This window comes from Rhodovulum visakhapatnamense, from assembly GCF_004365965.1.
In the GTDB taxonomy this organism is placed as follows: Bacteria; Pseudomonadota; Alphaproteobacteria; order Rhodobacterales; family Rhodobacteraceae; genus Rhodovulum; species Rhodovulum visakhapatnamense.
Genome location: NZ_SOEB01000026.1, coordinates 16,294 through 42,163, shown reverse-complemented (window position 1 = coordinate 42,163; position 25,870 = coordinate 16,294). Strand labels below are relative to the sequence as shown.

Genomic DNA, 25,870 nt, shown 5'->3' with positions numbered 1-25,870 from the left:
CTGACTATCTGTTGGTTTCTAGGGGCGATCCGCTCAGGCGATGATGCCGAGGATATCGCTTTCCTTCATGATCAGCAGTTCTTCGCCGTCGATCGTGACTTCGGTGCCCGACCATTTGCCGAAGAGGATGCGGTCGCCAGCCTTGACGCCCATCTCGATCAGTTCGCCCGAATCCTTGCGGGCGCCTTCGCCACAGGCGATCACTTCGCCTTCGGCCGGTTTTTCCTTGGCGCTGTCGGGGATGATCAGGCCGCCCTTGGTCTTCTCATCGCTTTCGACGCGGCGAACGAGAACCCGGTCGTGCAAAGGTTTGAATGCCATGTTCGAACGCTCCTTGGTTCTGGGTGCCGAGGTTTTGTCACTCGCACCCGATGAGTGCTAACGAAGCCGGAGATAGGAAAGCCGCGACAGGCTGTCAAGCGCCACGATCCCGGAAAATCTTTGCCCGCGTGGCGGCCAGGGCGTGGATACGGTCCGGCGGCCGGCTTCGGTGGCCGACCTCGGAGGCGGGCGTCGCGACGGCGCTCCGGGAATGCCGCGGTGCAGAAAGAGCGTGCAGGCACCGGGTGACAAGCGGCACCGCCCCTTCTATAAGGGCGCCGACTTCAGACACCTGCAAATTGGGCGTATCACATGACGATCAAGGTTCTCGGCCACAAGGCCCCCGACACCGATTCCACCGGCTCGCCGCTGATCTGGGCCTGGTACCTTTCCGAGATCAAGGGCAAGGCGGCCGAGGCCAAGCTTCTGGGCGACCCCAATACCGAAGCCAAGTTCGTCCTGACCCGCTGGGGCTTCGAGCAGCCCGAGATCATCGCCGATGTTGCCCCGGGCGAGAATGTCGTCGTGGTCGATACCAACAACGTCGCCGAGCTGCCCTCGAGGATCAACGAGGCGAATGTGATCGCGATCATCGACCACCACCTGCTGCAGGGCGGGTTGAAGACCCGCTCGCCGATCGAGATCACCGTGCGCCCGGTCGCCTGCACCGCCACCATCATGTACGACCTGATGGGCGAGGACGCGGCGAAGATGCCCGACAACATCAAGGGCGCGATGCTGTCCTGCATTCTCAGCGACACGCTGGAATTCCGCTCGCCCACCACCACGCCGGTCGACAAGGCCGTGGCCGAGAAACTGGCCGCTGAACTTGGCGTTTCGATTCCCGACTATGCCGCCGAGATGTTCGCGGCCAAATCCGATGTCTCGGCCTTCTCGGATGCCGAACTGCTGCGGATGGATTCGAAGGAATACGAGATCGCCGGCAAGAAATTCCGCGTCTCGGTGCTGGAAACCACCTCGCCCAAGACCGTGCTCGACCGCAAGGACAGCCTTATGCAGGCGATGACCGGCGTGGCCGAAGAGGACGGCGCCGATCAGGTGCTGCTGTTTGTCGTCGACATCCTCAAGCAGGAAGCGACGCTTCTGGTGCCGAACGATCTGGTCAAGGCGGTGGCCGAGAAGAGCTTTGCTGCCAAGGTCTCGGGCGACACCGTGGTGCTGCCGGGCATCGTCAGCCGCAAGAAGCAGATCATCCCGAACCTGCAACTCTGAACCCCGACACGACCTCCCGGGGGCGCCGCATCCGGCGCCCTTTTGTGCAAGGATGCCCGCCCATGACCCCGATCATCGAGAGCCTCGACGAGGTCTCGTCCCGCTACAAGGCCCTGTTCGTCGACCTCTGGGGCTGCGTGCATAACGGGCGCGAGCCCTTCCCCGAGGCTGTCGCGGCGCTGCAGCGCTATCGCAGCAAGGGCGGCAAGGTGGTGCTGATCACCAATGCGCCGCGCCACCGCAAGGCGGTCGAGGGGCAGCTGGAGGAGATCGGCGTCGCCCGCGACAGCTGGGACACCATCGCCACGTCGGGCGACAGCGCCCGCGCCGCGATGTTTCGCGGTATCGTCGGCAAGCGGATCTATTACATCGGCATCGACTTCGACCTGACCTTCTTCGACCCGATCGGCATCGTCCGCGATCCCGTCGAGATCGAGCGGGTCCCGCTGGAAGAGGCCGAGGGCATCGTCTGCACCGGCCCGTTCGATTCGCATGCCGACCCTGACGAGCTGCGCCCGCAACTGCTTTACGCCAAGCAGAAGGGGCTCAAGCTGCTCTGCGCCAACCCCGATGTGGTGGTCGACCGGGGCGAGACCCGCGAATGGTGCGCAGGCGCCATCGCCGAGCTTTACACCAGAATGGGCGGCGAGAGCCTTTATTTCGGCAAGCCCCAGCCGCCGATCTACGATCTGGCCCGCCAGCGGCTGGCGGAATTCGCCGATGTGGCCGATGCCGACATCCTGTGCATCGGCGACGGCATCCGCACCGACATTGCGGGGGCCATCGGCGAAGATCTCGATTCGCTCTTCATCTCGGGCGGGCTCGCCGCGGCCGAGACCGCGACCCGGCACCAGCCGGATCCCGAGCGGCTTGAGGCCTTTCTGAAACAGCACATGGCCAGCCCGACCTACGCCATCGGCTTCCTGCGCTGACCCAAGGTCGATCCTGTCCTGCCTCTGCGCCCCGGCTCTGTCCGGGGCGCAAGTGTTTGCGGCCCTTTCCATTTCCCTTGCCTTGCCGCGCGTTCCGGCTCAGCATCGGCGGTGTGGGCAGCCCGGTTCGGGCGGACGGAGGTGAAATCGGCGGCGCAAGAAAGTTGCTATCGAACAGCGAAACGTAACGAAAAATTACCCTCCCGCATTGCAGCATGGGCGCATCTTCGTTATGCTGCAGCGCAACATGATCCACCGGGGGCCGGGAATGCTCGACAACATGCCACGCGGAACGATTTGCATCGAGGATATCGAGATCGGCATGTGCCGCCATCTGCGCAAGCAGGTGACCGACCGCGACATCGAACTGTTTGCCGAGGTCTCGACCGACTGCAACCCGGTGCATCTGGACGACGATTACGCGATGGAGACGATCTTCGAAGGCCGGATCGCCCATGGCATGCTGACCGCCAGCCTGATCTCGGCGGTGATCGGCGAACAGCTTCCGGGCCATGGCACGATCTATCTGGGCCAGAGTCTGAAATTCCTCGCCCCCGTGCGTCCCGGCGACATGGTGCTGGCCGAGGTCGAGGTCACCGGCATCGACCATTCGCGGCGCCGCGTGACCATGGATTGCCGCTGCATCGTGGACGGAAAGCCGGTTTTGAAGGGCGAGGCCGTGGTGCTGGCACCCAGCAAGAAATTCGATTGACGCGGCCCGGCCCCCGGTGCAATCGGGGGCCATGCAGACCTTTGCCTCCTGGACCGGTAACGCGACGGGCGACCGCGGCGCCGCGGCCGCTATCGGCAATTTCGACGGCGTTCATCTTGGCCACCGGGTGGTGATCGAGGGGGCGCGGACCGAGGCCGCGCGCCGCGGCGCGCCGCTGGGCATCCTGACCTTCGAGCCGCATCCGCGCGAATTCTTCGCGCCCGATGCGGCGCCCTTCCGGCTGATGAATGCCGAGGCCCGCGCCAACCGGCTGGCCAAGCTGGGGGTCGATCACCTTTACGAACTGCCGTTCGACGCGCGGCTGGCCGGGCTTTCGCCCGAGGCTTTCGCGCGGCAGGTCATCGTCGACGGTCTGGGGCTGTCGCATGTCGTCGTCGGAGAGGATTTCTGCTTTGGCAAGGGCCGCGCCGGAACCGTCGGGGACCTGGCCCGGTTCGGGGCCGAGATGGGCTTTGGCGTCACCGCCGTGCCGCTCTTGTCGAACCATGTGGGCGAGGTGTCCTCGACCTCGATCCGCCACGCCCTGACCGAGGGCCGCCCGCGCGATGCCGCCGCGATGCTGGGCCATTGGCACCGGATCGAGGGCGAGGTGCTGCATGGCGACGCGCGCGGCCGCGATCTGGGCTTTCCGACCGCCAACATGTCGATCCAGGGGCTGCACCGGCCGCGGTTCGGGGTCTATGCGGTCAGGGTCGACGTGCTGTCGGGGCCGCATCAGGGCACCTATGACGGCGCCGCCTCGATCGGCATCCGCCCGATGTTCGGCGAGAATGTCCCGAATTGCGAAAGCTACCTGTTCGATTTCGAGGGCGATCTTTACGGGACCCACCTGTCCGTCGCCCTGGTCGAGTTCCTGCGCGACGAGGCGAAGTTCGACGGGCTCGAGGCGCTGGTCGCGCAGATCGATGCCGATTGCAGGCAGGCCCGGGCGATCCTGACCGGCGACCTGCCGCTTCCCTTCGCGCGGGACTGAGACGGTGGCGCGCCCGCCTCGCAAGCCCGCCCCCGACACGCTGCGCCCGCAGTTCTGGGACCGGGTGGCCCTGAAGGACATGACCCCCGCCGAATGGGAGGCGCTGTGCGACGGCTGCGGCAAATGCTGTCTGAACAAGCTCGAGGATGCCGATACCGGCGAGGTCGTCTTTACCCGGATCGCCTGCCGGCTGCTGGATGACACTACCTGCCGCTGCGCGAATTACCCGATCCGCAAGAGCATCGTGCCCGAATGCGTGGTGCTGTCGCCGAAGACACTGGGCGAGGTCGCCTACTGGATGCCCCTGAGCTGTGCCTATCGGCGGCTCTGGGAGGGCCGCGGGCTGGCCGACTGGCATCCGCTGGTTTCGGGCGATCCCGGCAGCGTGCACGAAGCCGGGATGTCGGTTCAGGGCTGGACCATTCCCGAATTCGATGTTCCGCTTGAGGACTGGGAAGATCACGTCATCGAAGAGGAGCTGTGACAGCCATGCATTTTGCCTCGGACAACACCTCGCCCGTGCCGCCGCAGATCCTGGACGCGCTGATTGCCGCCAATCACGGCTATGCCATGCCCTATGGCGGCGATGCGATCATGGCCGAGGTTCGCACGGCGATCCGCGAGACCTTCGAGGCGCCCGAGGCCGAGGTCTATCTGGTCGCGACCGGCACCGCCGCCAATGCGCTGGCGCTGTCGGTGATCTGCCCGCCCTGGGCCACCGTCTTCTGCCACCGCAACGCCCATATCGAGGAAGACGAATGCGGCGCGCCGGAATTCTATACCGGCGGCGCCAAGCTGACCCTGGTCGAGGGCGCCGATGCCAAGCTGACCCCCGAGGCGCTGCGCGAGGCCATCGCCTTCGCCGCCCGCGGCGGGGTGCATAACGTCCAGCGCGGCGCGGTCTCGATCACCAACGCGACCGAACACGGGACGGTCTATACCGCCGCCGAGGTGTCGGCGCTGTCGGCCGTCGCCGCCGACTACGACCTGCCGGTGCACATGGACGGGGCGCGCTTTGCCAATGCGCTGGTCACGACCGGTGCCACGCCCGCCGAGATCACCTGGAAGGCCGGGATCGACGTGCTGTCCTTCGGCGGCACCAAGAACGGCTGTATGGGGGTCGAGGCGGTGGTGCTGTTCGATCCGGCCCATGCCTGGGAGTTCGAGTTGCGCCGCAAACGGGGCGCGCATCTCTTCTCGAAGCACCGCTATCTGTCGGCGCAGATGGCCGCCTATCTGAAGGACGGGCTCTGGCTGAAGCTTGCGGCGCGGGCCAATGACGCGGCGGCGCGGCTGTCGCAGGGGCTTGCCGCGCTCGACCGGGCCGAGTTGCTGCACCCGACCGAGGCCAATGCCGTCTTTGCCGCCTTCCCGCGCGAGGCGCATCGCCGCGCCCAGGCGGTCGGGGCGCAATATTACCTCTGGCCGATGGACCAGTCGCTGGAGGGCCCCGGCGACGTGCCGCTTGCGGCGCGGCTGGTCTGTTCCTGGTGCACGACCGACGAAGAGGTCGACGCGCTTCTGGCCATCGTCCGGGGCGACTGAGCCGCGCGCCCCGGTCCTTGGTCGGGTCCGGATCTAGAGCTTTCCGGACAGGTGCAGGTCGAGATCGTCAAGCCGGTCCTGACCCCAGAACCGTTCGTCGCCATCGGTGATGTAGAAGGGCGCCCCGAAGACGCCCCTGGCGGTCGCCTCTTCCAGATTGGCGGCATAGGTTTCGGCCCCTGCCAGCAGCCCCCGGTCGGCCAGCGCCGGGTCGAATCCGGCGGCGCCCAGACAGTCGCGGATGACCGCATCTTCGGCCAGATCGCGCTCTTCGGCCCAGCAGGCGCGGGTCAGGCTGTGCACAAGCCCGCCCAGATCGCCGCCGCCCGCGGCCTGTGCGGCGATGATCGCATAGGCGGCGGGCGCCGGGTTGGTCGGAAAATGCGCCGGGGTCAGGGTCAGCGGCAGCCCGGCCTTGGCGGCCTGGCGGCGCAGCTCCTGCAACCTGTAGGCTTTGCGTGCCTCGGACCGCTGGGGCAGGGGCGTGCCGCCCGTGCGGGCCAAAAGCGCCATCAGATCAACGGGTTTGTAGGTGATGGTCGCGCCGTGGCGGGCGGCGATCCCTTCCAGCCGGGTGCCGGCCAGATACGCGTAGGGCGAGATCACCGTGAAGTAATAGTCGATATGGGCCATCCTGACGCCCCCTCCCTCTCAAGGTTTTCAAGACCGTACCTCGGTGCTAAGCGCTGTCAACGTATCGTTACACGCGCGAATCGGCCGCCGCCGGAGACATCCCCATGCACAATATCCACGAACCGAAACTGATTTCGGGCAATGCCAACCGTCCGCTTGCCTCTGCCATCGCCCGGCGGATGTCGATGCATCGGGGCATCAATGTCGATCTGGTCGATGCCCGGGTCGAGCGCTTCAACGATCAGGAGATCTTCGTCGAGGTCTACGAGAATGTCCGCGGAGAGGACATGTTCGTGATCCAGCCGACCTCGAACCCGGCGAATGACAACCTGATGGAGCTGATGATCATGGCCGACGCGCTGCGCCGGTCCTCGGCCGCGCGGATCACCGCCGTGATCCCCTATTTCGGCTATGCCCGCCAGGACCGCCGCACCAAGGCCCGCACCCCGATCAGCGCCAAGCTGGTCGCGAACCTGCTGACCGAATCCGGCATCGAGCGGGTGCTGACCATGGATCTGCATGCGGCCCAGATTCAGGGCTTTTTCGACATCCCGGTCGACAACCTCTATGCCTCGCCGATCTTCGCGCTGGACATCGCGCATGAATTCAACGGTCTCGCCCCGCAGATCACCGTGGTTTCGCCCGACGTGGGTGGCGTGACCCGCGCCCGCGAGCTGGCGCAACGGATCGGGTCGGGGCTGGCCATCGTCGACAAGCGCCGGGTGCGTCCGGGCGAGGTGGCCGAGATGACCGTGATCGGCGATGTCGAGGGCCAGATCTGCTTCATCGTCGACGACATCTGCGACACCGCCGGAACGCTCTGCAAGGCCGCCGACAAGCTGATCGAGGCGGGCGCCAAGGAAGTGCATGCCTATATCACCCATGGCGTACTGTCCGGCCCCGCGGTCGAGCGGATCCGCAATTCGCAGCTGAAATCGGTGGTGGTGACGGATTCCATCCAGCCGACCGATGCCATCCTTGCGACGCCGAATATCCGTATCGTGCCGACCGCGCCGCTGTTCGCCCAGGCGATCATGAACATCTGGCAGGGCACCAGCGTGTCCTCGCTCTTCGAACACGAGACGCTTGCGCCGATCTACGAGGGGCTCTACGCGCCGCGGCGGGTCTGATCCGACGGGCCAGAGGGCCAAGGCGCCCCGACGACGGCTGGCGGCGGACGATCCGGCGCTGGTCGGCGCGCGGCATCTTATCTGCCGGAGCTTTGCCGATATGGACGGGCGCATCGCTCCGGCAAGCTCGGTGCAAAGGTCCGGCCTGGCCTCTATCGCTGCGAACTGCGCGTCGGGCGAGGGCCATGCCCGTCGGCGGGTTGGTCTGGCCGGGACACGCCTCCGGGCACTGGGTCCGCCCCGTCGGGAATTGCAGACCCGGGTCGAACTGACCGAAAACCACCGCCTCTTCGCCGGCATCGGGTTCCGGGCGGTCGGCAATCGGCGCCCATCCGGGCCATGACCGCCCGACCTCGATCACGACGCACCGGTCCGTCACCTGAGCGTCGGTCCCCGGACTGGCCGGGCGTTCAGGCCCGGTCGGCGACATCCTCGGGTGCGTCGGCCGGGGCGATCGAGCTGTCTGCCTGCGTTTCCCCTCGGGCCGGACGCTGGGTGGCCGGGTCGGTGGCGCGGCGATGGGCCGTTCGTGACAGCAGGGCGGTGTCAAGCTCGCCGTTCAGCTCGCGGGCGCGGCGCAGGTAGCCCTCGTTCTTTTCGGCGGACACGCCGGGCTGCCACAGATCGGCCAGTTCCCGCACCATCCGCCGGTCGAAGTCGTAATAGGCGCTTTCACGCTCGCGCGCCTCGGTCGTGCTGAGCCCCATCGCCTCCAGCGAATAGCGCGCGACCCGCAGCGAACTGTCGAAGAGTTCGCGCACGATCTTGTCGGCCCCGGCGCGGTACAGCTCGTAGGCATGGGCCCGGTCGCGGGCACGCGCGATGATCGTCAGATCGGGCCGCACCCGCCGGGCGAAGATCACCACCCGCGTCGTCGCCGCCGGATCGTCCAGCGCCACCACGAAGACCTGCGCGGTGCCCAGCCCGGCCGCCATCAGCGTCTCGGGGCGGGTCGGGTTGCCGAAGAAGCCCTTGATGCCGAACTTGCGCATCAGGTTGATGGTGGCCAGATCGTCGTCGAGCATGGTCGCGCGAAAGCCCGACATCTGCAGCATGCGCTGGACCACCTGCCCGAACCGGCCGATCCCGGCGATCAGGATCGGGTTGCGTTCGTCGATTTCGTCGGGGGCATGGTCGGGGCCGATCCCGGCCACCGCAAGCCGCCGCGACACCATCTCGTAGACGAAGAAAAAGAGCGGGGTCATCAGCATCGTCAGCGCGATCACCAGCAAAAGCGTCTGGGTCAGGCGTTCGGACAGCACGTCCTGCTGGACGGCGAGCCCGAGGATCACGAAGCCGAATTCGCCGGCCTGGGCCAGACCGAGGGTAAAGAGCCAGCGATCCCGCCCCTTCAGCCGGAAAAGCCGGCCCAATGCGGCCAGCACCAGCCCCTTGATCACCATCACGCCCAGCGCCAGCCCGAATATTCCCAGCGGGTCGGCCAGCAGCACCTGAAAGTCGATGCCCGCGCCGACGGTGATGAAGAACAGCCCCAGCAGCAGACCCTTGAACGGCTCGATATTGCCTTCAAGATCGTGGCGGAACTCGGAATCGGCCAGCACCACGCCCGCAAGGAAGGTGCCAAGCGCGGGCGAAAGACCGACCATCCCCATCAGGACCGCGATGCCGATCACCAGCAGCAGCGCGAGCGCCGTGTACATCTCGCGCAGATGCGCCATGCTGACGAAACGGAAGACCGGCCGGATCAGGTAATGCCCGGCCAGGATCACCACCGCGACCGCGCCCAGCGTCACCAGAGCCACGCCCCAGCCCGGCAGCCCGGCCACCAGCGACAGGTGCTCGGCGCCATGGGGCGGCTGGGCGGCCTCCAGTGCGGGGCGCACGACCGACCCGTCGGGGGCGATCCGGGCCTTGGGCGCGGCCACCAGCAGCGGCAGCGCGACCAGCATCGGGATCACCGCGATGTCCTGGGCCAGCAGCACCGAAAAGCTCGCCCGCCCGCCATTGGTCGGCATCAGCCCCTTTTCGCTCAGGGTCTGCAGCACGATGGCAGTCGAGGACAGCGCAAAGACCAGCCCCACTGCCAGCGCCTGTTCCCAGCCGAGCCCCAGCGCCGGGATGGCCGCGGCCATGATCGCCAGCGTCGTCAGCGTGACCTGCAGGCCGCCCAGCCCGACCAGCCGGGTGCGCATCCGCCAAAGCACCTTCGGTTCCAGCTCGAGTCCGATCAGGAACAGCATCAGCACCACGCCGAATTCCGCGACATGGCGGATATCCTCGACCTGGGCCCCGACCAGTGCCAGCGCCGGGCCGATGGCGATGCCGGCCGCGAGATAGCCCAACACCGATCCCAGCCCCAGCCGCGCGGCAAGGGGCACGGCGATCACCGCCGCGGCGAGGCAGATCAGGGCGGGAAGCAGGAAACTATCCATTTCTGGAGGGGTCCGGGCGTCAGAAGGGCGATGTCGTCAAAGCATAGGGGGCAGGTGTGCATCCCCCAAGCGGGGTTTGCCCCAGGGATCGCGGAAATCGCGTGGATCAGCCGCCCGGCAGGTCCAGCACGATGTTGCGGCCGTGCTTGACATAGCGCAGCTGGGTTTCGCCGATGGCGGCGACCTGTCCGCCGTCGATGCTGTCGCCGACCTTGACCTTGACGAATCGGCCGGACGGCAGCCGCAGCAGGGCGCGGCGGTCGGCCGACGAGCCGAAGACGCCGATCAGGTTCAGATCGCGCAGGTTGATCGCGTCGGGCAGGGTGGCCTGCTTGGCGACCGAGGCGGTGGTGGGTACCGAAGGGGCGACAGCGGCCGCCGCCGGGACGGCGGGCGCCGCGGCAACGGCGCGCTCTTCGAAATCCGACGGCCGCGAGGCCGGACGCAACGAGGCGACCAGCGCGTTCTCCGGCAGGTCGGCCGAGGCCTCGGCCTCGCCTTCGCCATCGGCAAGATCCTCGAGCGCGGCGGTGACAGCGGCATCGGTGTCGAGCGAGGGCGCATCCGGGACCGGCGCCAGATCGCCGGGCCGGGCACGCGGATGAAGGCCCGGCGCCTCTGCCTCTGCGGGGGGCTCTGTCCGGGCCAGAAGCGTCTCTGGACGGGCGCGGGGAAGCCGTCCGGCCAGCCGCGCGGCCGCCGCCGGATCGGCCGGAATCACGGAAGGCGTCGCCTCCGCGGGCGGCGCGGCCGCCGGGGCAGCATCTGTGCCCGGGCGCGCTGGCGGGCGCGGCGTCGGGGACCCGGCAGAAACGGCGATCTCGACCTCGGGTGCCGTCTCGGCGGTCTGGGGGATGGCGGCGTCGCGGTCGGCCTCGGACGCCTGATCCGAGAGCGCCTCCCCTGGGGCGGCGGCGTCCGGGGCCGGGGTGTCGGGAGCCGTATCGGGACCGGTCTCGGGCGCTGCGTCGGCGGGACGGCCAGGCGGCGTGACCTCGGGGCGCGCGTCATAGACCGGCACCCCTTCGGTGGTGATCTCGGCGCCTGCGGCGGTATCGCCGGGCGCGGGCACCGCGACCGGTTCGGGATCCGGCACCAGCCCGTCGGGACGGGCGGGCGGCACCACGACGGGCGCCCCGGCATGCACGGTGACGCCTTCGGGGGTCAGCGCGCCTTCGGGCGTCGCCTCGACAAGTCCGCGCTCGTCCAGTTCGAAGGTCTGGTCGGGTCCCGGCGGGTCGGATTGCATCGGCAGCGCCTGATCGACCGCCCGCGCGATCTGCGGATCGGGCAGGTCTTCGGCTTCGGGCGGGCGGGGCGCCGGGTCGATCCCGGCGACGAAAAGATCCTCGATCCGGTCCTGCGAGGGGGCGCCCAACGGATCGGGCGCGCGCTGCCAGATCCCGGTGCTGGCATAGGCCTCGAGCGCCTCGGCGGCCGTCAGCGGCGCCGGAACCAGCGACTCGGTCGGCGGCGGCGCCTCGGGTGGGGCGGCGGGCGCAGCGGTGGCTTCATCGGCTGTTCCGGCCGTGTCGGGGGAAGGGGCCGCGCCCGCATCGGTATCGCGCAGGCCTTCCGGGACGGGCTCGAGCCCGTCGTCCGGCGAGAAGCTGTCATCCTCGTCCGCACCGATATCGGGACCGGTACCATCCGGCGCCTGCGATGCCGCCCTGCCGCCGTCGGGTCCGGTCGGCAGGGTCTCGGAGACGGGCGACAGTTCGGGCGTGGAGGGCGGCGCATTCTCGCCACGGGTCAGGAACAAAGCGCCGAGGCCCAGCGTCGCCACCAGCGCCAGCCCGGCGCCGCCCAGCTTGAGCATCTGTCCCAGCTCCGGCCCGGTGGACGGGCGCTCGGCCGCGCGCAGGTCAAGCCCGCTGACCGGCCGAGGTGCCGCTGCGCCCGGCGCCGCAACGCGCCTTTGGGGGGGGGGCCGAAACGCGGGCGCCGGGGATTCCGGACGTTGTGCGGGGGCCGTGACAATGGGGCTTGCAGCGGCGGGAGGCGCTACTGCCGGGGCCGTGATCCCGGGTGCCGGGCGCCGGTCCGGCGCGGGGAGCCGGACATCGGCATGGACCGGTGCGGCCGGGACCGGCGGCGACGCGGGTGCCGCGTTTGGCGACTTGGGGGCTGGGGGGCGCTCGGCTGTTTCGGCCGCTGCTGGGAGGTCGGGCCCAATCGCGGCCGCCGCGGCTTCGGTCCGCGCGGGGGCGGCGGCGAGAGCCGTCGGGACTATCGCCGACTGGGGCGCCCTTGCGGGCTTTTCTGCTTCGACGGGCGGGGGCGCCTTGCGGCGCGGCGCGGTCTCGGCCTTCGGAGCCTTCTGGGGCGCGCGTTCGGGTTCGGCGCGCTCGCCCCCGGCCAGCAGCGAGGCGGCTGCGGCGGTCGGCCCGAAGAAGGCCTCGCCCTCGAATTTCGAGGCGGGCGGTCGGGCGACGAAACAGACCGGGTCGAACTGATGCGCCCGGGCAAAGGCCTCGGCCTCGGCCAGGGTCTCGCGCGCGACCACGGCCAGCCGCGCGCTGCCTGCCGTCTCCTGCCAGTCGAAGATCAGGTCGGTCACCGCATAGGGGGTCAGCCCGTCCAGCCCGCGTAGCAGGCTCGCGCGCTTCTCGGCGCGGCTGTCGCCCTCCAGAGCAAGCGTCGTGTACAGCACCTGACTGTCGGGCAGCACCAGCTTGACCAGCGGCCGCCCGTCGGCAAGGTTTCCGGCCGTGGCGCGCAGCAGCCGCAGCGTCTCGGCCAGCCCCGGGTCGTGCAGGGACACTTCGCCAAGCGACCGCCAGCCGCCCTTGGCCCGGTGCTGAAGTCCGATCCCGTCCTCGGAGAGCGTCAGCGCGAAATCTGGTTTCATTGCGGCTCTCTACACCGGTTATGCCCCGGGTCCATAGCTCGATCCCGCGGACTATAGCAGGAAACCGCCGACTGGCAGAAGGGGGGACGGCACAGCGTGACCGCCTGCGACTTGCCGCAGTCCGGCCAAGCGCCACCTAAGGACGACCGAAAGAACAAGGAGAGTTTTCATGCGTCTTGCCCCCCTTGCCCTGCTGGTCGCGGTGCTGGCGGTCCCGGTGGCCTCTGCTGCCGCGCCCGAACTGCGCGTGACCGGCACCGGCACCGCCACCGCAGCGCCCGATATGGCGACGATCCGGCTGGGCGTGAGCCATGAGGCCCGCACCGCGTCCGAGGCGATGGACCGGGTGTCGGCCGATCTGACCGACGTGCTGTCCGGACTGCGCGCGGCCGGGCTTGAAGACCGCGACATCCAGACCTCGGGGCTCAGCCTTTCGCCGGTCTGGACCGACTATTCCAGCGGGTCCGACCGCAAGATTACCGGCTACAGCGCCTCGAACGGCGTCACCGTGCGGGTGCGGGCGCTGGACGGGCTCGGGCCGCTGCTCGACACGGTGATCGGCCAGGGCGCCAACACGCTCGACAGCCTCAGCTTCGGGTTGCAGGAGCCCGGCCCGGTTCTCGATGAGGCTCGCCGCGCCGCGGTGGCCGAGGCGATGCGCAAGGCCCGGCTGTTCGCCGAGGCCTCGGGGCAGGGGCTCGGCCCGCTGGTTTCGCTGAGCGAGGAGGGCGCCGAGGCGCCGGTGCCGATGAAGATGGCGGCGCGGGCGCTGGGCGAGTCGATGCCGATGGCCGCGGGCGAACTGGAGCTGGATGCCACTGTCACCATGGTCTTCGAGCTGACCGACGCCGAATAGGCCCATGCAACAAGGCCGCGCCCCCGTGGGGATGCGGCCCATTCGTCAGATCTGCGCCAGCGCCTGGTCGAGATCGGCGATCAGGTCGTCGGCATCCTCGATCCCGATCGAGACGCGCACCACATCGGGATTGGCGCCTGCGGCGATCTGCTGCTCTTCGGTCAGCTGCGCGTGGGTGGTCGAGGCCGAATGGATCACCAGCGACCGGGTATCGCCCAGGTTCGCCACATGGCTGAACAGCCGCACCGAATCGACGAACCTGACGCAGGCGTCATAGCCGTCCTTCAGCGCGAAGGTGAACAGCCCGCCGGTGCCCTTGGGACAGATCCGTTTCGCACGCTGGGCATAGGGCGAGGACGGCAGCCCGGCATAGGTGACGCGGGCCACCTTGGGATGGTTTTCCAGCCAGCCCGCGACCTTGACCGCGTTGGCGCAGTGCCGCTCCATCCGCAGGCTGAGGGTCTCGATGCCCATCAGCGTGTAATGCGCGCCCTGCGGGTTCATCGTCATCCCCAGATCGCGCAGACCGATGGCGATCGAATGGAAGGTGAAGGCCGCGGGGCCGAAGGTTTCGTGGAATTTCAGGCCGTGATAGGCGGGCTCGGGCTGGGAGAGCGACGGGAACTTGTCGCTGGCCGACCAGTCGAACTTGCCGGAATCGACCACCACGCCGCCGGTCACGGTACCGTTGCCGGTCAGATACTTGGTGGCCGAATGCACGACCAGTGTCGCGCCATGTTCGATCGGGCGGCAGAGATAGGGCGTGGCCGAGGTATTGTCGACGATCAGCGGAACCCCGGCCGCGTCGGCAACCTTGGCCACGGCGTCAAGATCGGTGACATAGCCGCCCGGATTGGCGACCGACTCGCAGAAAACCGCACGGGTGTCGTCGTCGATGGCGGCCTTGACCGCGTCGAGATCGTCGAAATCGACGAATTTCGCCGACCAGCCGAACCGCTTGATGGTCTGGCTGAACTGGGTGACCGTTCCGCCGTAAAGCCGGGTCGACGCGACCACGTTCCGCCCCGGCCCCATCAGCGGGAAAAGCGCCATGATCTGCGCCGCATGGCCCGAAGAACAGCAGACCGCGCCCGCGCCGCCTTCCAGCGCTGCCACCCGTTCGGCCAGAACCTGCACCGTGGGGTTGGTCAGCCGCGAATAGATGAAGCCCACCTCCTTCAGCCCGAACAGCGCCGCCGCATGCGCGGCATCGCGAAAGACATAGGAGGTGGTCTGATAGATCGGCACCTGGCGTGCGCCGGTGGCCGGGTCGGGCTTGGCCCCGGCATGGATCTGCAACGTGTCGAACCCGTACGGACGTTCTTGGCTCATCGGATCGGAACTCCCCTGTTCCCGGTTTTTCGAAGCATTAGGCCATCGCCTTGCACCGGGCAACACGAGCCGCCTGAAAAGAACACCCGTCCCGCGCGTATCCGTGCCCGGCGAACGCCCTTCCCGCGGGCCTTGCCCGCGCGCACCCCCGTCCTTCTTCCTGGCCCAAATACCCCGGCGCTGTCCTCACGACGCGCCAGGATGCCGAAGCCGCTCGCTCAGGTCGCGCTCGGCCGGACCCAGCACGCCTGCGGCGCGACCGGCGCGCCGTCCTCGGATTCCCTGCAGCGCCAGCGCCGCCATGGCCGGGTCGCTTTGCCGCGCAGGGAAATGGGGGCCGCGGCTGCCAACACCAGGTGACATCGCCGTCGAGCCCGTTCCGCCGGGACCCGGGCCGCCCGCCGTCCTCGGCATGGACCGCCGACGGCAAGGCGACCTGATTGCGCCGGGGGGCGAGCGGCTGGAAGACCAGATCGTGCAGGCGGCGAAGAACCGGCCCGTTTTGAAACAGAGAGAGCGCCGCAAGTGATCGACAGGCCGGTCAATGCCGAGCGAACGGCCGAAGTCGCGCCCGCAGCGCGCATGAAGCGTTCGCCAGATCGCTTGGGAGCCTGGGCCGTAAAGCGAGGGCACCGGCCAGATCCCCTTGCGCTACTGCGATGGCGAGGGCCGCGCGACATCGTTGGTCAGCGACAAGCGCACGCTCCTGACCAGCGGGGCGCTCTTGGCGAAGAGGGTCGGCTCGCCTTCGGGCAGCGCCGGCAACGCCTCGATCGTGTCGCCTTGCGGACAGGCGGTGCCGAAGACGCAGGCCTGAAGAGGGGGGGAGCAATCCTCGGATCCTCGGCCCAAGCGGGCCGGGGGGCGGTTCTGCCACGAACGGCCGCCCGGCAAAGCCCGGATCCGCGGTGCGCAACGGGGCCGCGAACAGCAGGGCTTTGCAAGTCAGCGGCCCGGCCAGGCCCAGCACGGCGATATTGACCGCGGGCAGCCTTCGCCTCGGTCAGGCCGTCCCCCGGCGCGATGCCGGCATGGGGCGCGGCGGGGCGGGCCGAAACGGAAACGCGCCGCCCGTGACGGGGCGGCGCGTCTGTCTTGCGTTCTGCCGGGCCTCAGCGACCGGCGATCAGGCCCATCTGTTCGAGCTTGAGGATCACCTGCTGGGCGCAATTGTCGACGTCGATCCCGGTGGTGTCGACCCGAAGCTCGGGCGTCTCGGGCGCCTCGTAAGGGTCCGAGATACCGGTGAATTCCTTGATCTTGCCTTCGCGGGCGAGCTTGTAGAGCCCCTTGCGGTCGCGCTTCTCGCATTCCTCCAGCGGGGTGGCCACATGCACCTCGCAGAAGGCGCCATAGGCCTCGATCATCTCGCGCACCCCGCGCCGGGTCGCCGAATAGGGCGCGATCGGCGCGCAGATGGCGATGCCGCCATTCTTGGTGATCTCGGAGGCGACATAGCCGATCCGGCGGATGTTGATGTCGCGATGTTCCTTCGAGAAGCCCAGTTCCGAGGACAGGTGCTTGCGCACCACGTCGCCATCCAGAAGCGTCACCGGACGGCCGCCCATCTCCATCAGCTTGACCATCACCGCGTTGGCGATGGTCGACTTGCCGGACCCCGAAAGCCCGGTGAAGAACACGGTAAAGCCCTGTTTCGACCGCGCGGGGCGGGTCTTGCGCAGCTCGGACACCACTTCGGGGAAGGAGAACCATTCCGGGATCTCAAGCCCCTCGGCCAGACGGCGGCGGAGTTCCGTGCCCGAGATGTTGAGAACGGTCACGCCCTCTTCGATCTCGTCGGCGGGTTCGTACTGGGCGCGTTCCTGCACATAGACCATGTGACGGAAATCGACCATCTCGATGCCGATCTCGTCCTGGTGCTGGCGGAACAGCTCCTGCGCGTCATAGGGGCCGTAGAAATCCTCGCCGGCCGAGTTCTTGCCCGGGCCGGCATGGTCGCGGCCGACGATGAAATGGGTGCAGCCGTGGTTCTTGCGGATCAGCCCGTGCCAGACCGCCTCGCGCGGACCGGCCATCCGCATCGCGAGGTTCAGAAGGCTCATCGTGGTGGTGGCCTGCGGGTACTTGTCCAGCACCGCCTCGTAGCAGCGGACCCGGGTGAAGTGATCGACATCGCCGGGTTTCGTCATGCCGACGACCGGATGGATCAGCAGGTTCGCCTGGGCCTCGCGGGCGGCGCGGAAGGTCAGTTCCTGGTGGGCGCGGTGCAGCGGGTTCCGGGTCTGGAACGCCACGATCCGGCGCCAGCCCAGCTTGCGGAAATAGGCGCGCAGCTCGTTCGGGGTGTCGCGGCGGGCGCGGAAATCGTAATGCACGGGCGGCTGGATGCCGGTGACCGGGCCGCCCAGATAGATCCGGCCCGCGGTATGGTGCAGGTAATAGACCGCCGGATGCGCCAGATCGTCGGCGCCGAAGACCTTTTCGGCCTCGCGATGCTTGTCGGGTTCCCAGCGCGAGGTCACGGTCATGGTACCGAGGATCACGCCTTCCTGGTCGCGCAGCGCTATGTCCTGCCCGATCTCGATCTTGTCGGCGAACTCGGTCGAGACGTCGAGCGTGATCGGCATCGGCCAGAGCGTGCCGTCCTCGAGCCGCATCCGTTCGACCACGCTGTCGTAATCGGCCTGATCGAGAAAGCCCTTCAGCGGGTTGAACCCGCCATTCATCAGAAGTTCCAGATCGCAGATCTGGCGCGGCGTCAGATCCCAGCTGGGCAGGTCGCCCGCTTCGACCTTCAGCTTCTGGGCGCTTTCATACGAGACATAAAGTTCGGGGATCGGAGCGAGATTTGAAATCGACATAACTGGACCTGGAGAATCATGCGGAATGCGCGGCAGGGCGGGCCGTGGCCCGGGTCGGGTGCGGCTTATCCCGCAACCCGCGCGCGTTGCAAGCCATTGCCCCGGGAATCTCCCAAAAAGGTCAGGCACGCCGCATTTTCGACAGTATATGCGTTTTTTTCCGCAGATTGGCAGTGCCCGGGAAACAGGGTCTTGTCGGCGCCGCCCATCGCGGAACAGTCGTGCCGGGACGGCGTGGCGGTTCAGGGCTCGGTCGACAGTTCGGGCATCCGTTCGGGCCAGGGGCGCGCCTCTCCTGCGGGCGCCACCAGAGGGGGCGCCGGGTCGAACAGCACCAGATGGGTCAGCTCGGGTCGGCTGCGCGACGGGTACAGCATGCCCTGAGCGTTGCGGGCGCGCGCGGCGTCGGAAAAGGCCCAGGTGGGCGAGGGGCTGCCAAGGGCGCGGATATCCTGCCACACGACCGAGGCCCGGGTCGGATCGGGCAGGGCGCGCAAATCGACCAGCCGCTCGGCCGAGACCGAAAGCGGCTGGATCATCCGCGCGGCGGCACCGGGCCCAAGATAGCGGGCGATGGCCACGCCCGCGCCCTCGGGCGTAAGCGAGGCGTAAAGCACGGCCTGACCCGAATGGTGGAAGCGGCCCTCGGGGCTCTGGACCGGGGCGCAGGGCGCGGCCGCCCGCTCGGCGGGCAGGATCCGCCAGACGATACCCTTGAACGCGATCACGCCTCCTGCGGAACCTCCGCGCCATGGCCAAGCGGCAGGGTCATGTCCTTGCCCTCGTCGAGCCCGGCTTCGGCAAGGAAGCGTTCGGCCTCCAGCGCCGCCATGCAGCCCATGCCAGCCGAGGTCACCGCCTGACGGTACTTGTGGTCGGTCAGATCGCCCGCGGCGAAGACGCCCGGGATCGAGGTGGCGGTCGAGTCGGGCCTGGTCACCACATAGCCGCCCATGTGGGTTTCAAGCTGATCCTTCACCAGCTCGGAGGCAGGGGCGTGGCCGATGGCGATGAAGACGCCCTTGCAGGCGATCTCGCGGGTCTCGCCGGTCTCGACATGTCTGACCCGGATGCCCTCGACGCCCAGCGGCGTCTCGCTGCCCAGAACCTCGTCGAGATTGTGGTCCCACAGGACCTCGACCTTGGGATTGTTGAACAGCCGTTTCTGCAGCACCTTTTCGGCGCGCAGCGAGTCGCGGCGGTGGATCAGCGTGACTTTCGAGGCGAAATTGGTCAGGAACAGCGCCTCTTCCACGGCCGCATTGCCGCCGCCGATCACCGCAACCTCCTGGCCGCGATAGAAGAAACCGTCGCAGGTGGCGCAGGCCGAGACGCCGAAGCCCTTGAATTTCTCTTCGGAGGGCAGGCCCAGCCATTTCGCCTGGGCGCCGGTCGCGAGGATCACCGCGTCGCAGGTGTAGGTGGTGCCGCTGTCGGCAAAGGCGGTGAAGGGCCGTTTCGACAGATCGAGCCGCGAGATGTAGTCGGACACGATCTCGGCGCCCATGGCGCGGGCATGGGCTTCCATCTTGACCATCAGATCGGGGCCCTGGATCTCGGTCTCGCCGGGCCAGTTCTCGACCTCGGTGGTGATGGTCAGTTGGCCGCCGGGCTGGATGCCCTGGATCAGCACCGGGTCCAGCATTGCGCGCGAGGCATAGACGGCGGCGGTATAGCCCGCCGGGCCCGACCCGATGATCAGCACGCGGACATGTCTTTGCTTGGTCACTTGCAGATACCTTTCTGATGCCCGGACGTTTATAAATGGGGCCATGGGGGATGGCAAACGTGGCTTCAAGCCGGGCTTTGCGCAAGTGGGGGAAGGATTTTCGATGGATCGAGTTATTCTGGCGGTCGCCCTGGCATTGGCCGCGGCACCTGCGGCACGGGCTCAGGACGCCGCGGGCGGGGATACCGGGGATACCGCTCAACAGACCGTTTCCGTGACGATGCCCGAGCATTGCGCGGTTCTGGACAGTTCCCGGATCATCTCGGTGGTGGTCTGCGACGGTCCGCGCGACGAGGCCACCTTTGCCGAGGCGGGCCGGGCAGCCTGCGGCGCGCGGCGGCCCTGCGGGGCCTGGATCTGGCCCTCGCGCGATGTCGCTCCGGCAACGGCGCCAGCCAACCATGACGGGCTGACCCAGGCCGAGGTGGTGTCGTCCCAAGGCGTCTGGGTCGCCGAGCGCGAGCTTTTCGTCCGGATCGAACGGGCCGAGTGACGGTCGCCTGCGGACCGGATCGAAGAAAGGAAAGGCCCGCGCGGTGACGCGGGCCTTCCGATGTTGCGTTCAGGCCGTTCGGCCCCGCCCCGGTTGCGGGACGGGCCGACGGCTGTCTCAGGCCGCGGCGCCGCGGCGGCGGAGGAAGCCGAAGGCGCCGAGTCCGGCCAGCAGCATCGGCATCGCCGCCGGCAGCGGAACCACGCCGGTATTGCCGCCGGTATCGTCGATCACCTGACCGATCTTCGCCTCGATCGCCGCGCCATAGGCGGTGAAATTGGCGACCGGGATCACGAAGCCCGTCGTCGTCGCGTTCGGCAGGTTGTCGAGATCGTTCGCGATCACCCCGGCATCCGCGTCACCGCTGGTGCCAAGCCCTGCGATCCGCGCCATGTCCCCTTGCGCGGACGAACTGCTGACGCCGCTGCCGACCGCCTCGAAGCTGATCCCGTCGATGCCCGCCACATTCGCGGCCAGCGCGGCGGCTTCGGTGGCGGATTGCGAGTTCGGAGACCCGTCCGTGGTAATGTTGATCAGGCTGGTGGCGCCCAGCCCGCCGTCGTTGGTGAAGAGATTGGTGATGTAGGTGATGGCCCCGGCGGTGTCGGTGCCGCCGCTGTCCTTGTAGGCCGTCAGCACCTGGGCCTGGATCGAGCCGATGTTGGAGGCGGTCACGATCGTCGGCGGCACAGCCGTATAGGACCCGTAGCCGTAAGAGGTCACCGCCACGCGGTACTGGTTCTCGCCGCTTGTCGGGATTTGCGACAGAGCGGCCGACAGGGCCGAAGCCGCGCTGCTGAAGTCCGAGGAGCTCACGCTGCCCGACCCGTCCAGCACAAAGCCGAGGTCGATGACGGCAGCGCTGGAGGCGCCGGCGCCGAACAGAATGCAGATGGCCGTGGTTGCCCCCTTGAGGGCGCTTTTCGTGCTCATAATGATGTTCCTTCCTACAAAAATGGAAGGGACTGCAAAGATAACAATTTTCCCAAAACGGGATGTACCCCCCTAGCATACCCCTACGGCAAGCTTTGCCGAATGATCTCGTTGCGGCAAGCGATTCGAGCCTGTTCGACCGGTTTTCGGTATTGCCGCCCGGTCCGGCTGGCGCTACGGGTGCCGATGCGGTCCCGTCGGCCCTGCCGGCCCGCGGATCGCGGTCTGCGTTGCGGGTCAGGCCCGGGAAGTTTAGAAATCTTGCGCGGCCGGGAAATATTATTGCGCGGAGTGGCGTGCAGGCATATGATCCGCGAAAAAAGAACCGAAGGAGCAGCCATGCCCGGCAGCCGACTTGACGCCATCGACCGCAAGATTCTTGCCGAGCTGCAGGCCGACGGGCGGATGACCAATGTCGAACTGGCCCGACGGGTCGGGATTTCGGCGCCGCCCTGCCTGCGCCGTGTGCGCACCCTGGAAGAGGCCGGGTTCATTCGCGGCTATCATGCCGATATCAACACCCGTGAGCTTGGCTTCGAGGTTCAGGTCTTCGCCATGGTCGGTCTGCAAAGCCAGGCCGAGGCCGATCTGTCCCGATTCGAGGCGCGCTGCCGCGCCTGGCCGCTGGTCCGCGAATGTCACATGCTGAACGGTGAGGTCGATTTCATCCTGAAATGCGTGGCGCCCGACCTCTCGACCTTCCAGAGCTTCCTGACCGAGGAACTGACCGCCGCCGAGAACGTGGCCAGCGTCAAGACCTCGCTGGTGATCCGCTGCGCCAAGGATGAACCGGGCGTGCCCTTCGACGTGCTCGAGGCACGGCTGAGCAAGAGCGCCTGAGCAAGGTCGCTTTGACAAGGGGGCCCGGGCCGACGGTCGGCCCGTTCCTGCGGCGGCAAGGCTCAGGCGGCGTTCAGCCCGTCCAGTTCGAAGGCGTTCAGGCGCGGCACCGGCATCGCGCCGAATCCCGAGAATCCGCTGACATGCGGAAAGAGCGACAGGAACCGCATCCGGTTGCCATTGTCGATCAGGAGGCTGGCGTTCTCGCCGGGGTGATAGCTTTCCACCTCGACCCCGTTGGCCAGCAGCACCTGCTGGCCGCTCAGCGCAAGATGGAAGACGCGGGTCGGCCGCACGACGCGCAGCGCGATCAGCGCCATGCCGTCGACAAAGCCGGTGGCGGGGGCGAAGGCCGCCTCGGCCCCGGTCAGGGCGCGGCAGCCCGGATGGCGCACCAGCATCCGCGCCCGGGGCCCCAGCACCAGATCGGGCATCGGCCGCCCCAACCCCAGGCTGTCGGCGGTGATCCGGGTCAGAACCGGGATCTCGCCGCGCCGGTCGGTCGGCGGGGCCAGCATGGTCGACCCGACCCAAAGCAGGGGCTGCGGCCCGGCCCCGGCGGTCTCGACGGTCATGCCGGGCGCCAGATCCTCGACCGCGACCGGGCCTTGCGGGGTGGCGATCAGGGTGCCGTGTGCAAAGGCGCAGAATGCCTCGTCGACATGCGGGTCGGCGGGCATGGCGCGGGCAAAGTCCTGCGGGGTCCCGTCCGGGGTCATCCCCCGCACCTCGTAGCGGCGCATCGCCGGTTGCAGCGCGGCGGCAAAAGACGCGGCCAGGGCCTGCGGCGGGACAAAGCTGAAGCTGCCACCGTAGTGGGTTCCCATGCGATCGTTCCTTTCGGTCCGGTCACATCTGCCATGGCCCCCACCAAGACGCAGATAGACAAGGTCAGTTTGCCAGAGCGCCGGAGGGGCGTCAAAGCCCTCGCGCGATTGCCCTTGATGCCGGAGACAGCGACCGCCGAAGGGCGCGCACTGTTGCCAGAAGCGGTTAGAATTCGATCCGGCTGCCGATCACCACGCCGACCGATGGGTCGTTATGGATCCCGACGATTCCCCCCAGCCGCAGCCAGGTGCCCTTGCCGATCCGGCGCGAGACGGCGGGCGACAGCTTTACCGTCCGCGGTTCGGTGGCGGTGTCCTCGCCCCACAGTTCCAGCGTCAGCTGGGTGCGCGGGTTGGGCATGACGCCCAGCGTGATGTCGAGCTTGTAATCGACCAGCGCGCTTTGCGGGCGGGTATCGGTGCGGGCGTCCAGATTGATCCAGCCGCTGCCATCGGCGGTCGTGAAGCCGGTGCCCCAGCTCAGGCCCGTCCGGATCACCGGCTCGGTCAGCCCGCCCGGCGCCCCCGCCGCCCCGGCGCCGAATTCGGTCGCGAGCCGCCCCGGCAGCCAGCCGATCCCGGACCGGAACCGCAGGAACAGGATGGCTTTCCAGTCGTCGGCGTCATCGCCCTGGCCCGCGTCGAGCCCCAGCGTCAGCTTGGGCGTCAGCCCGTATTCGCCATAAAGCGATCCATAGCCCCATTGGCTGCCATAGGTCCGGTCGCGATCCGCCTCGTAGGAAAAGGACAGAAGCCCCGCACCCTTCTCCTTCAGCCAGGCCCCGGCCGAGGCCGGTTGCGGGTCGGCAAGAGTGAGGACGACGGCTGCCGCAAGGGCCGCCGGGGCGATCCGGGCGCCGTGCTGCGGGCGGGACGCAGGGGGGAGGCCGGGGCACATCGCGGGCTCCTTTCGCCGCAAGCTTCGGTCAAGCATGGTTAACCCAGGGTTAAGCGCAAGCCTGACGCGAGCCTAGCACGGGGCGACCGACCCCGCGCCCGGCCTGACGCCGGGGCATGCGGCGTGTCCGCCGTTGTGGCCGGGGCGGCACAGAAAGGCCCTTTCGGGTGGACCTGCTCCGCGCGGATTGGGGCTGTGCATCCTTGCGCGCTGCGGTATTCTGCGCCGCGGCATGGCAGACGGGGGGAGCACATGGCGGGCACGATCATCACCATCGCCCAGCAGAAGGGCGGGTCGGGCAAGACCACGCTTGCGGCCAATCTCGCCGTGGCGTTCCGGCGCCGGGGCATGGCCGTTGCGCTGATCGACACCGATCCGCAGGGCAGCCTTGGCCGGTGGTTCATGGCCCGGCTGGAAGGGCGCGAGGCGCCCGACATGGAATTCTCGACCGCCTCGGCCTGGGGCGTCGGCTACGAGACCGCCAAGCTGGCCCGCGCCCATGACGTGGTGCTGATCGACACGCCGCCCAAGGCCGACAGCGATCTGCGCCCGGCGCTCCGTGCCGCCGATCTGGTGCTGGTGCCGGTCGCGGCGTCGCATGTCGATCTGTGGGCGACCGAGGGCGTGCTGGATCTGGCCCGGCGCGAGGACAAGCCTGCGATCGTGGTGCTGAACCGGCTGAAGGCCAACACCCGGCTTGCCGCCGAGGTGGCCGAGACGGCGGGCGGCATGGATGCGGGGCTGGCGGCCGTGCGGCTGGCCAACCGCGTGACCTATGCCGAAACGCTGGGTCGGGGCCTCGGCGTGCAGGAGGCGGCCCGCAAGGGCCCCGCCTCGGACGAGATCGACGCGCTGGCCCTGGAAGTTCTGGCCGCGCTGGCCGACTGAGGGCTACCAGCCCTCGGTGCCGGGGCCGCCTTTGACGATGCCCGAAAGGTTCGGCGTCACCCAGCCACCATAGAAGCTGCCGGGTTGCGGTGTCGCGACCACTCCGCCGACCCGGCAGGCCTCGACCCGCCCGGCATAGAAGGCGACATGGTCCCTGAGTGCCGCGAAGGCGGGCGTCGGGTCGGGATAGCCCCAGGCCGCACCCGGCGCGGTGGAACCGCCTGCCGTCAGGTCGAAATAGGCGGCGCGGCCCTTCCATTCGCAAAAGCTGCGCCCCGCACCCGGCCGCAGCACCCCGGGCGCCACGTCTTCGGGCGGAAAGTAATAGGTCGGCGCGTGATGGGTTTCGAGCACCCGCAGACCGCGCCGGGTCCGCGCGACAAGCGCGCCGCCGAACACGACCTCAAGCGTCTCGCCAACGGGTTCGAGCGCGGGCGGACGGGGATAGGCGCGGACATCCTCGGGCAGCAGGACCATGGTTGGCAAATAGCCCGGCGCGCCGGGGCCGCAAGCCGTCTGGCCCGGCCCGGGACCGGCGCGCGAATTGACGGCGCCGCCCTGGCGCGGCAGGCTCGGGGCATGACCAGAGCCTTTCTCGTTCTCGGGGCGGCGATGCGGGCGCCCGGCCAGCCGGGTCCGGCGCTGATCCGCCGGGCCGAGCATGCGGCGGCCCTGTGGCGCGCGGCCCCCGAGGCGCTGATCCTGGCCTCGGGCGCGGGCGGCGAGGCCGAGGCGATCGTGGCGATCTGCCGGGCGGCGGGGGTGCCGCCCGACCGGCTGATCTGCGAGAGCCGGGCGCGGACCACCGCCGAGAACCTGGCTTTCTGCCGCCCGATCCTCGCGGCGCGGGGCATCGCGCGGGTGACGCTGGTCACCGATGGCTATCACGCGCCCCGGGCGCTGTTTCTGGCGCGGCGGGCCGGGATCGAGGCCGAGGCCGACAGCCCCGCGCGCCCGGCGGGGCCACCCGGCCGTCACGCCATGCGGCTGCTGCGCGAGGCGGCGGCGGTCGCCAAGGCGCTGGCGATCAGCGCGACACGCCGACCGTGACGCGATCGCCGCGCCCGTTCTGGCCCCAGATGCGCACCACCACGGTGGCGCCCCCGGCCATCAGATCGCGTGCGGCGGCCGGGTCGATGCTGCCGCGCATCACCATCTGTTCCATGGCACCGCGGTTCTCGGCGCTGGCGAAGAAGCGGTCGCCCCGGTCGCCGGGGTCGCGTCGCCCGAAACGGTGGAAATTGGCGCGGTCCTGTCGCAGCACCTGCCAGGGCGCGGTCAGCCGCGCCCCCTTGGAATTGTAAAGATCCTGAGGGCCGATAATGGCCACGTATTCTTCCAGAAGATCCTGAGCCCGGGTCGCGCCCGGCGACAGGCACAGCGCCAGAGCCGCCGCAGCGGCGGGAAGGACGGGTGTCATGGCAACATCCCCTTTTGCCTCACACGGTTATGCGCGTCTCAGGCTTCAGGCTTGACCCCAAAGCGTTAGCGGAAGGTTGACCGCCGCT

General features: G+C 68.5%; 26 protein-coding genes. 13 read left to right on the top strand and 13 right to left on the bottom strand.

The features are described from left to right. Positions 1–33 precede the first annotated feature (33 nt). A complete protein-coding gene (locus EV657_RS18095; protein WP_075787017.1) occupies positions 34–321 on the bottom strand; it encodes a co-chaperone GroES in 288 nt (95 codons plus the stop codon). A 312-nt stretch (positions 322–633) separates the two neighbouring features. On the opposite strand from EV657_RS18095, the gene EV657_RS18090 reads away from it, so the two are divergent. The 6 genes from EV657_RS18090 (at position 634) to EV657_RS18065 (ending at position 5,737) form a co-directional block, all read left to right on the top strand. Further along, entirely contained in the window at positions 634–1,554 is a 921-nt protein-coding gene (locus tag EV657_RS18090) for a manganese-dependent inorganic pyrophosphatase (protein WP_134079216.1), read from the top strand. A 62-nt stretch (positions 1,555–1,616) separates the two neighbouring features. Further along, positions 1,617–2,486, top strand: coding sequence for a TIGR01459 family HAD-type hydrolase (locus EV657_RS18085; RefSeq protein WP_075787015.1), 870 nt, complete (start codon positions 1,617–1,619; stop codon positions 2,484–2,486). 268 nt (positions 2,487–2,754) lie between these two features. Next, complete coding sequence (locus tag EV657_RS18080; protein WP_075787675.1) at positions 2,755–3,198, top strand: MaoC family dehydratase; 444 nt, start codon at positions 2,755–2,757, stop codon at positions 3,196–3,198. 31 nt (positions 3,199–3,229) lie between these two features. Further along, positions 3,230–4,192, top strand: coding sequence for a bifunctional riboflavin kinase/FAD synthetase (locus EV657_RS18075; RefSeq protein ID WP_134079214.1), 963 nt, complete (start codon positions 3,230–3,232; stop codon positions 4,190–4,192). Positions 4,193–4,196: 4 nt separating this feature from the next. Then, positions 4,197–4,676: a YcgN family cysteine cluster protein gene (locus tag EV657_RS18070; RefSeq protein WP_256359710.1), complete on the top strand. Its 480-nt coding sequence runs from the start codon at positions 4,197–4,199 to the stop codon at positions 4,674–4,676. 5 nt (positions 4,677–4,681) lie between these two features. Continuing rightward, a complete protein-coding gene (locus EV657_RS18065) occupies positions 4,682–5,737 on the top strand; it encodes a threonine aldolase family protein (protein WP_134079213.1) in 1,056 nt (351 codons plus the stop codon). A gap of 33 nt (positions 5,738–5,770) precedes the next feature. On the opposite strand, the gene EV657_RS18060 is transcribed toward EV657_RS18065, so the two are convergent. Then, complete coding sequence (locus EV657_RS18060; RefSeq protein WP_134079211.1) at positions 5,771–6,370, bottom strand: 2-hydroxychromene-2-carboxylate isomerase; 600 nt, start codon at positions 6,368–6,370, stop codon at positions 5,771–5,773. 104 nt (positions 6,371–6,474) lie between these two features. Between EV657_RS18060 and EV657_RS18055 the strand changes: the two genes are divergently transcribed. Continuing rightward, positions 6,475–7,500 (top strand): ribose-phosphate pyrophosphokinase, encoded by a 1,026-nt coding sequence (locus EV657_RS18055; RefSeq protein ID WP_075787011.1) that lies wholly within the window; start codon positions 6,475–6,477, stop codon positions 7,498–7,500. A 410-nt stretch (positions 7,501–7,910) separates the two neighbouring features. Here EV657_RS18055 and EV657_RS18045 read toward each other — a convergent pair whose 3' ends face one another. After that, on the bottom strand, positions 7,911–9,893 hold the full coding sequence (locus EV657_RS18045; RefSeq protein ID WP_113668144.1) for a cation:proton antiporter domain-containing protein: 1,983 nt from the start codon (positions 9,891–9,893) through the stop codon (positions 7,911–7,913). Between the two features lie 106 nt (positions 9,894–9,999). Then, a complete protein-coding gene (locus EV657_RS18040; RefSeq protein ID WP_134079209.1) occupies positions 10,000–12,744 on the bottom strand; it encodes a hypothetical protein in 2,745 nt (914 codons plus the stop codon). 169 nt (positions 12,745–12,913) lie between these two features. Between EV657_RS18040 and EV657_RS18035 the strand changes: the two genes are divergently transcribed. Further along, the gene (locus EV657_RS18035; protein WP_134079208.1) at positions 12,914–13,600 is read left to right on the top strand and encodes an SIMPL domain-containing protein; all 687 of its coding nucleotides are present in this window, start codon (positions 12,914–12,916) and stop codon (positions 13,598–13,600) included. Between the two features lie 45 nt (positions 13,601–13,645). Here EV657_RS18035 and EV657_RS18030 read toward each other — a convergent pair whose 3' ends face one another. After that, positions 13,646–14,932 carry an O-acetylhomoserine aminocarboxypropyltransferase/cysteine synthase family protein gene (locus EV657_RS18030; RefSeq protein WP_134079206.1) on the bottom strand — a complete coding sequence of 429 codons (1,287 nt, stop codon included), beginning with the start codon at positions 14,930–14,932 and terminating at the stop codon, positions 13,646–13,648. A gap of 201 nt (positions 14,933–15,133) precedes the next feature. On the opposite strand from EV657_RS18030, the gene EV657_RS21675 reads away from it, so the two are divergent. Then, a complete protein-coding gene (locus EV657_RS21675; RefSeq protein ID WP_166673733.1) occupies positions 15,134–15,292 on the top strand; it encodes a hypothetical protein in 159 nt (52 codons plus the stop codon). A gap of 752 nt (positions 15,293–16,044) precedes the next feature. Here the strand turns inward: EV657_RS21675 and EV657_RS18025 are convergent. From EV657_RS18025 to trxB, 3 genes are all read right to left on the bottom strand, one after another. Further along, the gene (locus EV657_RS18025) at positions 16,045–17,754 is read right to left on the bottom strand and encodes a bifunctional sulfate adenylyltransferase/adenylylsulfate kinase (RefSeq protein ID WP_075787006.1); all 1,710 of its coding nucleotides are present in this window, start codon (positions 17,752–17,754) and stop codon (positions 16,045–16,047) included. 242 nt (positions 17,755–17,996) lie between these two features. Then, a complete protein-coding gene (locus EV657_RS18020; protein WP_113668141.1) occupies positions 17,997–18,482 on the bottom strand; it encodes an RES family NAD+ phosphorylase in 486 nt (161 codons plus the stop codon). After that, positions 18,479–19,483: a thioredoxin-disulfide reductase gene (gene trxB, locus EV657_RS18015; RefSeq protein ID WP_075787004.1), complete on the bottom strand. Its 1,005-nt coding sequence runs from the start codon at positions 19,481–19,483 to the stop codon at positions 18,479–18,481. Before trxB ends, EV657_RS18020 begins: the two co-directional genes overlap by 4 nt. Before the next feature lie 103 nt (positions 19,484–19,586). Between trxB and EV657_RS18010 the strand changes: the two genes are divergently transcribed. Further along, positions 19,587–19,976 carry a hypothetical protein gene (locus EV657_RS18010; RefSeq protein WP_134079204.1) on the top strand — a complete coding sequence of 130 codons (390 nt, stop codon included), beginning with the start codon at positions 19,587–19,589 and terminating at the stop codon, positions 19,974–19,976. 117 nt (positions 19,977–20,093) lie between these two features. Here EV657_RS18010 and EV657_RS18005 read toward each other — a convergent pair whose 3' ends face one another. Then, on the bottom strand, positions 20,094–20,909 hold the full coding sequence (locus EV657_RS18005) for a VPLPA-CTERM sorting domain-containing protein (protein ID WP_134079202.1): 816 nt from the start codon (positions 20,907–20,909) through the stop codon (positions 20,094–20,096). A gap of 339 nt (positions 20,910–21,248) precedes the next feature. Here EV657_RS18005 and EV657_RS18000 point away from each other — a divergent pair, with 339 nt between their 5' ends. Then, the gene (locus tag EV657_RS18000) at positions 21,249–21,749 is read left to right on the top strand and encodes an Lrp/AsnC family transcriptional regulator (RefSeq protein WP_108028493.1); all 501 of its coding nucleotides are present in this window, start codon (positions 21,249–21,251) and stop codon (positions 21,747–21,749) included. Between the two features lie 62 nt (positions 21,750–21,811). On the opposite strand, the gene EV657_RS17995 is transcribed toward EV657_RS18000, so the two are convergent. Both EV657_RS17995 and EV657_RS17990 read right to left on the bottom strand, forming a co-directional pair. Continuing rightward, a complete protein-coding gene (locus EV657_RS17995) occupies positions 21,812–22,576 on the bottom strand; it encodes a Hint domain-containing protein (protein WP_134079200.1) in 765 nt (254 codons plus the stop codon). A 166-nt stretch (positions 22,577–22,742) separates the two neighbouring features. Then, a complete protein-coding gene (locus tag EV657_RS17990; RefSeq protein ID WP_075787000.1) occupies positions 22,743–23,474 on the bottom strand; it encodes a hypothetical protein in 732 nt (243 codons plus the stop codon). A gap of 252 nt (positions 23,475–23,726) precedes the next feature. Between EV657_RS17990 and parA the strand changes: the two genes are divergently transcribed. Then, entirely contained in the window at positions 23,727–24,362 is a 636-nt protein-coding gene (gene parA / locus EV657_RS17985; protein WP_134079198.1) for a ParA family partition ATPase, read from the top strand. Between the two features lie 3 nt (positions 24,363–24,365). Here the strand turns inward: parA and EV657_RS17980 are convergent, their stop codons facing one another. Next, complete coding sequence (locus tag EV657_RS17980) at positions 24,366–24,839, bottom strand: DUF427 domain-containing protein (protein ID WP_134079197.1); 474 nt, start codon at positions 24,837–24,839, stop codon at positions 24,366–24,368. A 102-nt stretch (positions 24,840–24,941) separates the two neighbouring features. Between EV657_RS17980 and EV657_RS17975 the strand changes: the two genes are divergently transcribed. After that, positions 24,942–25,412, top strand: a complete 471-nt coding sequence (locus EV657_RS17975) for a YdcF family protein (RefSeq protein ID WP_134079195.1) — start codon at positions 24,942–24,944, stop codon at positions 25,410–25,412. On the opposite strand, the gene EV657_RS17970 is transcribed toward EV657_RS17975, so the two are convergent. Beyond that, positions 25,390–25,782, bottom strand: coding sequence for a hypothetical protein (locus tag EV657_RS17970; RefSeq protein WP_134079193.1), 393 nt, complete (start codon positions 25,780–25,782; stop codon positions 25,390–25,392). The genes EV657_RS17975 and EV657_RS17970 overlap by 23 nt on opposite strands. Positions 25,783–25,870: the final 88 nt, after the last annotated feature.

What these genes read in the sequence shown, in the direction of transcription:
- parA (WP_134079198.1), top strand. Translation starts at nt 23,727, where the DNA reads ATGGCGGGCACGATCATCACCATCGCCCAGCAGAAGGGCGGGTCGGGC.
- EV657_RS18060 (WP_134079211.1), bottom strand. Translation starts at nt 6,370, where the DNA reads ATGGCCCATATCGACTATTACTTCACGGTGATCTCGCCCTACGCGTAT.
- EV657_RS17995 (WP_134079200.1), bottom strand. Translation starts at nt 22,576, where the DNA reads ATGGGAACCCACTACGGTGGCAGCTTCAGCTTTGTCCCGCCGCAGGCC.
- EV657_RS17970 (WP_134079193.1), bottom strand. Translation starts at nt 25,782, where the DNA reads ATGACACCCGTCCTTCCCGCCGCTGCGGCGGCTCTGGCGCTGTGCCTG.
- EV657_RS17990 (WP_075787000.1), bottom strand. Translation starts at nt 23,474, where the DNA reads ATGTGCCCCGGCCTCCCCCCTGCGTCCCGCCCGCAGCACGGCGCCCGG.
- EV657_RS18010 (WP_134079204.1), top strand. Translation starts at nt 19,587, where the DNA reads ATGGATCGAGTTATTCTGGCGGTCGCCCTGGCATTGGCCGCGGCACCT.
- EV657_RS18035 (WP_134079208.1), top strand. Translation starts at nt 12,914, where the DNA reads ATGCGTCTTGCCCCCCTTGCCCTGCTGGTCGCGGTGCTGGCGGTCCCG.
- EV657_RS17975 (WP_134079195.1), top strand. Translation starts at nt 24,942, where the DNA reads ATGACCAGAGCCTTTCTCGTTCTCGGGGCGGCGATGCGGGCGCCCGGC.
- EV657_RS18095 (WP_075787017.1), bottom strand. Translation starts at nt 321, where the DNA reads ATGGCATTCAAACCTTTGCACGACCGGGTTCTCGTTCGCCGCGTCGAA.
- EV657_RS18075 (WP_134079214.1), top strand. Translation starts at nt 3,230, where the DNA reads ATGCAGACCTTTGCCTCCTGGACCGGTAACGCGACGGGCGACCGCGGC.
- EV657_RS18085 (WP_075787015.1), top strand. Translation starts at nt 1,617, where the DNA reads ATGACCCCGATCATCGAGAGCCTCGACGAGGTCTCGTCCCGCTACAAG.
- EV657_RS18090 (WP_134079216.1), top strand. Translation starts at nt 634, where the DNA reads ATGACGATCAAGGTTCTCGGCCACAAGGCCCCCGACACCGATTCCACC.
- EV657_RS18065 (WP_134079213.1), top strand. Translation starts at nt 4,682, where the DNA reads ATGCATTTTGCCTCGGACAACACCTCGCCCGTGCCGCCGCAGATCCTG.
- EV657_RS18080 (WP_075787675.1), top strand. Translation starts at nt 2,755, where the DNA reads ATGCTCGACAACATGCCACGCGGAACGATTTGCATCGAGGATATCGAG.
- EV657_RS18005 (WP_134079202.1), bottom strand. Translation starts at nt 20,909, where the DNA reads ATGAGCACGAAAAGCGCCCTCAAGGGGGCAACCACGGCCATCTGCATT.
- EV657_RS18000 (WP_108028493.1), top strand. Translation starts at nt 21,249, where the DNA reads ATGCCCGGCAGCCGACTTGACGCCATCGACCGCAAGATTCTTGCCGAG.
- EV657_RS18030 (WP_134079206.1), bottom strand. Translation starts at nt 14,932, where the DNA reads ATGAGCCAAGAACGTCCGTACGGGTTCGACACGTTGCAGATCCATGCC.
- EV657_RS21675 (WP_166673733.1), top strand. Translation starts at nt 15,134, where the DNA reads ATGCCGAAGCCGCTCGCTCAGGTCGCGCTCGGCCGGACCCAGCACGCC.
- EV657_RS18040 (WP_134079209.1), bottom strand. Translation starts at nt 12,744, where the DNA reads ATGAAACCAGATTTCGCGCTGACGCTCTCCGAGGACGGGATCGGACTT.
- EV657_RS18025 (WP_075787006.1), bottom strand. Translation starts at nt 17,754, where the DNA reads ATGTCGATTTCAAATCTCGCTCCGATCCCCGAACTTTATGTCTCGTAT.
- EV657_RS18055 (WP_075787011.1), top strand. Translation starts at nt 6,475, where the DNA reads ATGCACAATATCCACGAACCGAAACTGATTTCGGGCAATGCCAACCGT.
- EV657_RS18045 (WP_113668144.1), bottom strand. Translation starts at nt 9,893, where the DNA reads ATGGATAGTTTCCTGCTTCCCGCCCTGATCTGCCTCGCCGCGGCGGTG.
- EV657_RS17980 (WP_134079197.1), bottom strand. Translation starts at nt 24,839, where the DNA reads ATGGTCCTGCTGCCCGAGGATGTCCGCGCCTATCCCCGTCCGCCCGCG.